This window comes from Allobosea sp. CCNWLY174 (assembly GCF_037120455.1).
GTDB classification, from domain to species: Bacteria; Pseudomonadota; Alphaproteobacteria; order Rhizobiales; family Beijerinckiaceae; genus Allobosea; species Allobosea lupini.
Genome location: NZ_JBBBBQ010000021.1, coordinates 1 through 9,987 on the forward strand (window position 1 = coordinate 1; position 9,987 = coordinate 9,987).

General features: G+C 62.4%; 12 protein-coding genes. 5 read left to right on the top strand and 7 right to left on the bottom strand.

Annotated elements, in window-relative coordinates:
- From V7S63_RS28535 to V7S63_RS28545, 3 genes are all read left to right on the top strand, one after another.
- Window positions 1-201 (top strand): hypothetical protein (locus tag V7S63_RS28535; RefSeq protein WP_336532810.1); only part of this gene is annotated, 201 nt, incomplete at its 5' end.
- Complete coding sequence (locus V7S63_RS28540) at window positions 198-941, top strand: UvrD-helicase domain-containing protein (protein WP_336532811.1); 744 nt, start codon at window positions 198-200, stop codon at window positions 939-941. The genes V7S63_RS28535 and V7S63_RS28540, both read left to right, overlap by 4 nt.
- A gap of 187 nt (window positions 942-1,128) precedes the next feature.
- Window positions 1,129-1,911 carry an ATP-binding domain-containing protein gene (locus tag V7S63_RS28545; protein WP_336532812.1) on the top strand — a complete coding sequence of 261 codons (783 nt, stop codon included), beginning with the start codon at window positions 1,129-1,131 and terminating at the stop codon, window positions 1,909-1,911.
- A 268-nt stretch (window positions 1,912-2,179) separates the two neighbouring features.
- Here the strand turns inward: V7S63_RS28545 and arsC are convergent, their stop codons facing one another.
- Genes arsC through V7S63_RS28580 form a run of 7 tightly spaced genes read right to left on the bottom strand, consistent with a single transcriptional unit; the run spans window position 2,180 to window position 7,571 of the window.
- Entirely contained in the window at window positions 2,180-2,590 is a 411-nt protein-coding gene (gene arsC, locus V7S63_RS28550) for an arsenate reductase (glutaredoxin) (RefSeq protein ID WP_336532813.1), read from the bottom strand.
- Window positions 2,587-3,636, bottom strand: coding sequence for an ACR3 family arsenite efflux transporter (arsB, locus tag V7S63_RS28555; protein WP_336532814.1), 1,050 nt, complete (start codon window positions 3,634-3,636; stop codon window positions 2,587-2,589). The genes arsC and arsB overlap by 4 nt, the downstream gene beginning before the upstream one ends.
- A gap of 3 nt (window positions 3,637-3,639) precedes the next feature.
- Window positions 3,640-4,167 carry an arsenate reductase ArsC gene (locus tag V7S63_RS28560; RefSeq protein ID WP_336532815.1) on the bottom strand — a complete coding sequence of 176 codons (528 nt, stop codon included), beginning with the start codon at window positions 4,165-4,167 and terminating at the stop codon, window positions 3,640-3,642.
- Window positions 4,160-4,516: an ArsR/SmtB family transcription factor gene (locus tag V7S63_RS28565; protein ID WP_336532816.1), complete on the bottom strand. Its 357-nt coding sequence runs from the start codon at window positions 4,514-4,516 to the stop codon at window positions 4,160-4,162. The genes V7S63_RS28560 and V7S63_RS28565 overlap by 8 nt, the downstream gene beginning before the upstream one ends.
- 60 nt (window positions 4,517-4,576) lie before the next feature.
- Window positions 4,577-5,800 (bottom strand): MFS transporter, encoded by a 1,224-nt coding sequence (locus V7S63_RS28570; RefSeq protein WP_336532817.1) that lies wholly within the window; start codon window positions 5,798-5,800, stop codon window positions 4,577-4,579.
- A complete protein-coding gene (locus V7S63_RS28575) occupies window positions 5,800-7,206 on the bottom strand; it encodes an NAD(P)-binding domain-containing protein (protein WP_336532818.1) in 1,407 nt (468 codons plus the stop codon). Before V7S63_RS28575 ends, V7S63_RS28570 begins: the two co-directional genes overlap by 1 nt.
- Before the next feature lie 41 nt (window positions 7,207-7,247).
- A complete protein-coding gene (locus V7S63_RS28580; RefSeq protein ID WP_336532819.1) occupies window positions 7,248-7,571 on the bottom strand; it encodes an ArsR/SmtB family transcription factor in 324 nt (107 codons plus the stop codon).
- Window positions 7,572-7,920: 349 nt separating this feature from the next.
- Between V7S63_RS28580 and V7S63_RS28585 the strand changes: the two genes are divergently transcribed.
- Both V7S63_RS28585 and V7S63_RS28590 read left to right on the top strand, forming a co-directional pair.
- Window positions 7,921-8,622 (top strand): hypothetical protein, encoded by a 702-nt coding sequence (locus tag V7S63_RS28585; RefSeq protein ID WP_336532820.1) that lies wholly within the window; start codon window positions 7,921-7,923, stop codon window positions 8,620-8,622.
- Window positions 8,615-9,787 (top strand): hypothetical protein, encoded by a 1,173-nt coding sequence (locus V7S63_RS28590; protein WP_336532821.1) that lies wholly within the window; start codon window positions 8,615-8,617, stop codon window positions 9,785-9,787. The genes V7S63_RS28585 and V7S63_RS28590 overlap by 8 nt, the downstream gene beginning before the upstream one ends.
- The last annotated feature ends 200 nt before the right edge of the window (window positions 9,788-9,987 follow it).

Below are 9,987 nucleotides of genomic sequence, written 5' to 3' on the forward strand. Positions count from 1 at the left end.
CACCCGCCACAAGGGGCTCCAAAACTGCCGGAAACGAACTCAGCGCTGGATAAAAACTGGGGGCAACGTCAGCTGGCCGAGCTTCCCAAAACCGTCACCGCGTTTCTCGTTCGTGTCAACGGGCTCTTGAGGCTTCCGCCGCTGGACGAGCCCGAGCAAAAGCCGGACGGACCGGCTGCGAAGCAAGCCGCCGGCGCATGAAGTTCCAACTCGAGGGCAAGCGGAAGGCAGTGATCGCCGATCCCGGCAACGTACTCGTCATGGGAGGTCCGGGCGCAGGCAAGACGACGCTTGCGATACTCAAGGCGAAAAGCTGCATGCCTTCATTCCAGCCGGGGCAGACGGCGCTCTTCCTCAGCTTCTCGCGCGCAGCAGTGCAGCAGATTTTGCTGCGGTGCCGGAGCGTCCTGTCGCGCGAGGAAATGCAGCAAATCGACGTGCGGACCTATCATTCGTTTTGCTGGGAACTGCTGAAAGGGCATGGCAGGGCGCTGGGCGGCAGTATGTTGCAGATGATCACGCCGGGACAGGAAGGCGTGATGCGTACGCAGTTTGACGGTGACTGGTCTGCGGAGCGGCAGCGACTGCTGACGGATGAAAGCCGCGCCTCATTCGAGATTTTTGCCCATGCCGCGGCGCGGCTGGTGGAAGAAAGCGCGCATATCCGTTCAGGGATCGCCGATCTTCACCCGCTTCTGATTCTGGATGAATTTCAGGACACGGACGACGATCAATGGCGATTGGTGAAGGCGCTCTCCTCTGCGGCGACGAACATCTTCCTCGCCGATTCCGAGCAGCGAATTTACGATTACGCCCCGGCGTGCGGGCTGATCGGCTGGATATATTGCGCAAGGCGGTCAAGCTCACAGAGACGGACCTTGAGGCAGACAATTTCCGCAGCCCGTCCTCTGACGTCCTTCGCTTCGCAAACGCCGTGGTGAAGGGCGTCAAACCCGCCAGATGCCAATGCGTGACCGAGGCTAGCTACAGGCCGTTCCTCAACATGTTCAATTCGACGGTGCATTTCCACGTCGGACAGATGCTTGCAGACCTGCGTAAAAAGGGCATTCAAGACCCAAGCGTCGCATTCTCGCGGCGAGTAACGACCTCGTCGCGACGATCTCGGAGGTGCTCTCGAACACCCATAATTTCGGGCGAAACAAGCTCATGCCCATTGCGCACGACATCGCATGGGATGCCGAATTGTCTGCTGCAGCAGCATTGGCCGTTGCCGCACTGATCGAGCAGGCTTCAGCCTATTCCGGGGACCGTGTTGTTGCGAGCTTGCTTCAGATGCGGAACTTCTGGCTGCTCAAAAAGGAATGGTGCGAGCAGAGCGGCCGGGACGGCGCGGGGACAGCGAATGACAGGGCAAAGCGCCTGGCCTCGGCTGCCGATGCATTGAAGGCCGGTAAAGCCATACGGGCGGCGGGGCCAAAACTGGTCGTCGATTTCAAGCCCGTTCTTTCCGGCGAGCCGGTCTCAGATTGGCGGACGGCCCGCGAGCTTTGCTCCGGGCATGACGATCTGCTGGAGATCGCTTCCCAGGCCCGGATGGTCCGCTTGTTTCATGCGCGCGACCCGCTGGCGATGGCGCTTGGGTCCATTTGGTCGCAGAGCGCGTCCTATATCGGCGCGATGCCTGCCATATCCGCCGTTCTTGATCAGCAGCGTCTCATCGGCGCCGAGCAAACGCCCCGAGGGTGTGTGCTCATGACAATCCATAAATCCAAAGGCAAAGAGTTCGACGGCGTATTCATCGTCGAAGGCTATCGCGGTGGATCGCTCATGAAGGCAAACGAGGCCCCGGCTTATGAAAGCAGCCGGCGTGTGCTAAGGGTCGTCATAACACGCGCGCGACATCTGGTGAGGATCATTCGGCCCGAAGGTGCCGTCGCATTCTTTAGCTGATGCCCCTGGCCACAGAGGCTTGCGCCTACGTTCCGCAAGATGTGTGCGTCTGTAATACGCACCCACTTGGCAAGGGGACCCGCTGCGCGTCCCCGTTGCATCCCCCCGGCCATTGGCCCAGATTTCGGCATTGAGCCTTCACCGGGCCATTGCACCGATCCGCCGGCGCATCACGGGTCAGCGGAGCGTCCCTGCTCCCCCGACACCACCATGACCATGGAGACCGCGCTCTCCCTGGACCCATCGCCAGGGGAAGACGGCTTCGGGCTTACGGGTGCAGGCCCGGCACGACTTCCCCGTCTTCCTTCGTAAACGCGCCGATCTCCGGATTCGGCAGGATCGCGAGCACCGCTTCCGAAGGACGACAAAGGCGCACACCCTTTTCTGTCACCACGATCGGGCGGTTGATCAGCACCGGGTGCGCCATCATGAAATCGATCAGCTCGTCCTCGCTCCATTTGGCATCGGCGAGACCGAGTTCCGCGAAGGGCGTGCCTTTCTCGCGCAGCAATGACCGCACCGGAATATCCATCGCCGCGATCAGCTCTACCAGACGCCCACGCGTCGGCGGCGATTTCAGATATTCGACGATCACTGGCTCTTCGCCGCTCTGCCTGATCATCGCGAGCGTGTTGCGCGAGGTCCCACAGTCGGGGTTGTGATAGATCGTAAGGCTCATTGCGGGGCCACCTCGCTCTTGGTGACGCCTTGCGCGCCGGCTTCATACCAGCCGCGCGAGGCCTTCACGATCTTCACCACCGACAGCATCACCGGAACCTCGACGAGCACGCCGACGACCGTTGCCAGCGCCGCGCCCGAATTCAGTCCGAAGAGGCTGATCGCGGCGGCAACGGCAAGCTCGAAGAAATTGCTGGCGCCGATCAGTGCGGCGGGCGCTGCCACGCACCAGGCTACACCGAAGCGCCTGCTCAGCCAGTAGGCGAGCCCCGCATTCAGATAGACCTGGATCAGGATCGGCACGGCCAGCAAGGCGATGACGATCGGCTGCGCGATGATCTGCTCGCCCTGGAAACCGAAGAGCAGCACGAGCGTCGCCAGTAGCGAGACCAGCGATACGGGTTGAAGCCTCGCGAGCGCGCTCTCCAGCTTCCCCGACGCGAGCAGCGTCTTGCGCAGCAATTGCGCGACAATGACCGGCACCACGATGTAGAGCGCGACCGAGAGCAGCAACGTGTCCCACGGCACGGTGATCGAGGCGACACCGAGCAGCAGGCCGACGAGCGGCGCGAACAGGAAGACCATGAGCACGTCGTTCAGTGCGACCTGGCTCAATGTGAAATGCGGCTCGCCCTCGCACAGGTTCGACCAGACGAAGACCATCGCCGTGCAGGGCGCGGCCGCGAGCAGGATAAGGCCCGCGATATAGGAAGAAATCTGATCGGAGGGCAGCATCGGCGCGAACAGATGGCGGATGAAGAACGCGCCGAGCAGCGCCATCGAGAACGGCTTCACCGCCCAGTTGATGAAGAGTGTGACGCCGACGCCGCGCCAGTGCTCGCGGACCTTCCCGAGCGCGCCGAAATCGATCTTGAGCAGCATCGGGATAATCATCAGCCAGATCAGCACGGCGACGATCAGGTTCACTTTCGCGAACTCGAAGGCGGCGATAGCGCCGAACACGCCCGGCATCACATGGCCGAGCGCGACGCCGACGGCGATACAGGCCGCGACCCACAGCGAAAGATATTTCTCGAAACTACTCATAGGCTACTTCACTTCTGCACGGGGCGTCGTGGCCCCGTCGCTGCTGCCGATCTCCCTCAGCTTCCGCTCTAGCGCCATCGCATCGAGCGAGGAGATCGGCAGCGAGCTGAAAAGGGAGATGCGGTTTTTGAGATACTTGAAGGCGGTCACAAAGGCCGCCTCTTTCTGGATGTCGGTGCCTTCGGCCGCGGCGGGATCTTCGATGCCCCAATGCGCCGTCATCGGATGGCCGGGCCATACGGGACAGGCTTCGCCGGCCGCGCTGTCGCAAACCGTGAACACGAAATCCATCGCGGGCGCGGAGCTTTGCGCAAACTCGTCCCAGGCTTTCGAGCGCAGGCCGTCGACCGGGTAGTCGAGGCTCGCCAGCACTTTCAGGCTGAGCGGGTTGACGACGCCCTTGGGCTGGCTTCCGGCAGAGAACGCACGGAACCTTCCGCCGCCATCCTTGCGCAAAATCGATTCCGCCAGGATCGAGCGCGCGGTGTTGCCCGTGCAGAGAAACAGAACGTTGTAGATGCGCTCAGACATGGCTGCGGGTTTCCGGCGGACAGCAGGGCGTGAGGTCGGCGATCAGCGGCGCGCAGATATCGGCGTGGCCGCCGCAGCAATCCTTCAGGAGGAAGAGCGTGACGGCACGCAGTGCGTTCAGGTCGGCGCGGTAGATCATCGAGCGGCTGCTGCGCTTCGATGTGACGAGGCCGGCGCGCGCGAGAATGGCGAGGTGCGCCGACATCGTGTTCTGCACCACGCCCATCGCTTCCGCGATCTCGCCCGCAGGCAGGCCTTCGGGCTCGTGCTTCACGAGAAGCCGGAAGACATCGAGGCGGGTCGATTGCGCAAGAGCCGACAGGGCGGCGACTGCTTGATCTGGATCCATATATCCAGATAGCCGGATATATGGAAGTGAGTCAAGAATATTCGCGCCCGCATGGAGCGCTCAGCGCACGCGCCGGGACAGCAGGAAAAGCGCGAACGCTGCCAGTCCGGACAGAATGACGAGCAAAAGCGTGCCGGGCATCAAGCCGGCACGCTCGATCAGGATTGCAAAGACCAGGGGCGCGGCGGCCTTCACGACCAGCCCCGGCGCCGAAAGCTTGCCGAGCATCGCGCCGTAGCCCGCCGGGCCGAAGAGCCGGAGCGGCACCGTGCCGCGCACGATCGAGCTCAGTCCCATGCTGATGCCGTAAGCGACGGCAAAAAGACCGGCGAGCGTTGCCGTCGTGCTGCCGAGCATCAGCAGGACGAAGCCGAACGGCATTAGCGCCGCCGACGTCCAGGCCGTGGTGACCGGATCGAGAGAGGTTCCGAACAGCATTTCGACGAGGCGTCCGGCAACCTGCGACGGACCGACCATCGAGCCGATGCCGACAGCGATCACCGCGCTCAGTCCTAGCCCTTGAAGAAGCGACAGCATATGTATCGACATTGCCGAAACGACGAAGCCCTGTAGCGAGAATGCCAACGCCAGCAGGATGAAGGCGCTGCGGCGCGCGGGGCCTTGCAGATAAAGCTCCGGTGCCTGCGCCGGCACATCGGCCGGCTTCCCGGCCTTTGGCACCGCGCGAACGGTTGCGGGCAGCAACAGCCAGTGAAGCGGCACGCAGAGAGCGAACTGCACCAGAGCATAGATGCGATAAATCTCGCGCCAGTCGAAGCTGCCCATCAATGCCGTCGTTAGCGGCCAGAACAGCGTCGATGCAAAGCCGCCGATCAGGGTGAGTTGGCTGATCGCGCGCCTTGCCCCCGTTCCGCGCGCCTGCGTGAGTGCGGTGAAAGCGGCGTCATAAAGAACCGCCGTCGAAACGATTTCGAGCGCGATCATCGCGCCGATATAGCTGACCGGGCCGCGTGCTTCGGCAAGCGCCAGCAGCGAAAGTCCCGCGAGTACTGAACCGATCGTCATCACGAGGCGTGTGCCGTGATGATCGATCAGCCGGCCTGCGATCGGCGCAACGAGCCCGCCGACGAGAAGGCCGATCGCAAAGCCGCCATAGGTCCATTCGGGCGACCATCCGAGGCTCGCCGTGATCGCGGGCGCGAGCACAGCGAATGCGTAATATAGACAGCCGTAGCCCGCGACCTGCGTCACGCCGAGCGCCACGATAAGAAGCAGCTCGTGCCTGCCTCTCGGCGCTGGCATCGTCAGCGACAGGTTCGACATCAAAGAACCGGCGCGGACTGCGATTGAGCCTTCGGACCCGAACAACCGCAGCCTTCATCTCCCGCGCGCTTCGCGGTTTCATCATCCGCGCAGCAGGCCGATGCGTCGGTCTTTGCAGGCCCGCCGCAGCAGTCGCTGCCCGCATCGGCCGAGCGGCTGATGCTGCATACGCCTGTTTCCGGAAGGACGAGCTCGACGCGTGCGGCGGCCTCGTGATCGCCGGCAATCGCGGCCGCGATCGAGCGCACCTGTTCGTAGCCGGTCATCATCAGGAATGTCGGCGCGCGCCCGTATGACTTCATGCCGGCGAAGTAGAGACCGGGCTCGGGCTGCGCGAGTTCGCGTGCGCCGTGCGGGCGCACCGTTCCGCAGCTATGCTCGTTCGGATCGATCAGCGGCGCCAGCACCGGCGGGCATTCAAGCGCCGGATCGAGCGAAAGCCGCATCTCGGAGAGAAAGCTGTAGTCGGGTCGGAAGCCCGTCGCGACGATCAGTTCGTCCGCAACGATATGACGGCCGCAGCAGGCAGAGCCGGCCGCGATGCGCAGTCCCTCTTTGCCCGCCGTCACATGCGATACCCGGAATTCCGTCTCCACTTGCACGAGCCCGCTTTCGACGACGCGTGCGAACGCGCTGCCGAGTTCACCGCGTGCGGCGAGCGCATCGTTCGAACCTCCGCCGAATGATTTTGCAGGATCGTTCCCGCGTAGCAGCCAGACGATATTCGTGCCCGGCGCTGTCTCCGCCATCCGCGCGAGTTCAAGCAGCGTCCCGATGGCAGAATGACCGGCGCCCAGTACCGCGATCGTGCGCCCTTCGTACCGGCCGCGCGCGCGTCCCGCGACATCGGGCATGCCATAGGCGATACGCGCGGAGGCTTCCTTCTCGCCGATGGCGAAGAGACCGTTGGCACCGGCGGGGTTTGGCGAGGACCATGTACCGGACGTGTCGATCACAGCGTCCGCGAACACGGACTTCGCACCCTGTCCGTTTTGATAGCGGATCTCGAAAGGTGCGTTCTCGCGGCCTCTGGTTTTGACCTTGTCGAAGCCGACGCGGCTGATGCCGGTCACTGCGCTCGACGTGCGGATGTGATCCTTGAGCGGCGTGCGCTGCGCGAGCGGTGCGAGATAGCTTTCAACAAGCTCGCCCCCGGTCGGGTACTGCGCGGGATCGGGTGCGTTCCATCCCGCCTCGGCGAGCAGCCGGGTAGCGGCCTTGTCGACATTGTACTCCCACGGAGAGAAGAGCTGCACATGCGCCCACTGGCGCACGGCGTGCCCGATCTCGGCGCCCGCTTCGAGCACGACCGGCTTCATGCCCCGTTCGAGGACATGCGCGGCGGCAGCGAGTCCGACGGGACCGGCGCCGATGATTGCTACTGACTTGATCGTTTGGTTCTCCATGTGACTGTCTTTCTAGAAGGTTCGAATTACTGGTGAAATTTTTAGGCGGCCTCGGGCGCGTTTGTATTGCCCGCACAGGCGTCGTCCGCGCAGCATTCCTCGACGAGGAAGCCGACAAGCCCTCGCATCACGTCGTAGTTCGCACGGCAGATAAGTGTTGTTGATTGCCGCTCCTGGGTGATCAGTCCAACGATGACCAGCGATTTGAGATGATGGGACAGCGTCGAGGCCGCGATCTCCAGCTTGGCCTGGAGTTTGCCGACGCTCAGGCCGGAATCGCCCGCCCGCACGAGGGCGCGGTAGATTTTGAGCCGGCTCGGGTTGCCCAGCGCTTCGAGGCGGGCTGCCACATCTTCGATTGTCATGGGAGCAGCGTGGCAGCGTTCCGGGAATGATTCAACCGTATTTCTAGAATCTTGGAAATTTGAGTTCGAGCCCCGCTCAAGCGGGCATTCCGGCCCCGTAGAGAGGCCAGAAGAATTTTCGTGAAACCAGCCGGCCCCGGATGATACGCTTCCCTTCGGGGGATTCTATAGTGAGCGCTATCGTCTATAACCAAATGAAAGACGTCGATATCGCGCCCTTTGCGGGCTCGTCGGCGAAGACATCATCGGCTTCATTCTGGAGAACGCGCCGCGCAAGGTCTCGACGCGCGTCTGCAAAGCGATCGAACACTTCGCCGGTGCCGAGAAGCTTACGGGCATCGATGAGGAAATGGGGGTCATCCGGCTCATTGCCGGAGAGGAAGAACTTGTCGTCGCCATCTTTGAATGGCTCAAGTTGAACGACAAGATTTTCCCCGAGCACAAGGATTTCGTCGGGAAGTTCAAAAATCACATCGTGAAGCTCGCCTTCTACCCCGTTCTTCGCCAGTTCCGTTTCGCTGTCGGCGGCATGCTGACCGACGGCATTACGCTCGACGGATTGGAAGGCGTCCTGAGTTTCTCGGTGAAGCCGGTTGTCGACGGAAAGCAGATCAGGCTCGCGCTCTGTAAGGAAAACAGCGAAGAGCTCATACGAACCGACCCCTTCACCATCGATATTTCCCATGGCGAACAGAGCGGCCAGGATACCGTTCCGGTCATCCTGAAGGATATGACGGACGCTATTGCGCAGCAGCTCGGCCTCACGCTCAAGCAGTACATTCTGGCTCGCGCCGAATTCCGCAATCACATGTTCTATGCCACGGACGGCGGCTCCGTCTCCTTAGGGGACGATTACGGCGACCTGCGCGCGCAATTCGCCGAAACCTATCACGATCTCCTGTGGGCGCTCGCTGTTGCGATGGGCGGGAAGCCGCCGAGCAAGCAATGGGGGATCGCGAGCCAGTTCATCGCCGTTTACCGCCTCGCTTTGATCGAGGCGGGCGTACTTCGCGCCGACAACACTGTAGTCGAGCAGGTGAGCGATGGCTGAGAACCCGAATGCCGAACAGTTGAAAGCGATCGTCGCATCCCTCGGGAAGCCGGTGCGCCTTCCGAACATTGCCTCAGCACAGCGTCTTGCCGCCGCGATCGTGGAGCGTGGCCGGGCGTCGTTCGCCGATATCGAGGATATCTTTTACGCTACGGACATTCGCCTGGACGACATGCGTCACGATGTCGATGTCCGTGCCTGGTGCTCGATATTCGATATCCCCTTGGTCGCCGTCTATCCGCGGCCCCGCGCCAAGCAGGCGACCTTCATCGGCTCCGAGTCGGTTCGCGCCGCGGACCTTGCAGAGTTGCTGATCCAGCTTGAACGTGCGGGTTACGCGGTGGACCCGATGCCATATGCCGAGCTTCTGGAGTCCCTGCTGCGCACTCAGGAAGATGTCACGCACGCCGAGCTTTCGGTGCTGCGCTACAAGAAGGAGCGCCAGAGAACGGTGCCGCTGACGCTGTCGCTGAACTGGCCCTGGCCCGACACGGAAAGCATCCAGAAGCGAACGCTGGCGACCGGCTACAAGATGGAAGCATCGTTTGATGGCAACGACCAACCAATCCATCTGACGGTCAGGGCGCCGAAATATCGCCGTAGACCCGAGCCGGTCAAAACCATCTGCGCGGTGTGCGGGGTGGAATGGTATCGCGGCGATCCGGATTCCAGCGCGGCTCACCGGAGCGCGCACAAGCAGCGCCTCGGCTATCTGGAGCCGGCGCCTGTCCTGCAATTCGTTGCCGCCCTGGCGGAAGACAAGGACGCCGCCAAGCTCGTCTCCCATTCATCCGCGCGGTGGAAGCACATGGAGATATACCAGCGCGCTTTGGCCTTCCGGCGCGAATTTCGGTACGATTTTGTTCAATGGCTGAGTCCGAAGGGAGACAAGGACCCGAACGTGCACGGGTTTCTTTTCGCGGGTCCGGGCGATGTCGTCGCAGGCGCCTGCGCCTTTCGGTTGAGAATGCACGAGGGCCGGACATGGTGGGGTCTTCAGTGGGTCTGGGTCGCTCCGAAATTCCGCCGCAGCGGATTATTGTCCAGCAGGTGGCCGATGTTCCGGGAGAAGTTCGGGCGCTTTGTCGTCGAAAGCCCGGTTTCGGAAGCCATGCAGGGCTTTCTCGCAAAACACGATGACGCTGTCCTTGCCGAGGAAGGTTGAGGGCGTTTGGCCGTCTCCGCCTACAGCGGACCGCGCTCTATTCCGTCGTGCCGCCTCCACCGAACCCGCCGGGGCGGTTTCGGCCCATACGGGTGACAATCGCTGACGGGATCTATTGCGGCGTGACGTTGCCCCCAGTTTTTATCCAGCGCTGAGTTCGTTTCCGGCAGTTTTGGAGCCCCTTGTGGCGGGTGAAGCGT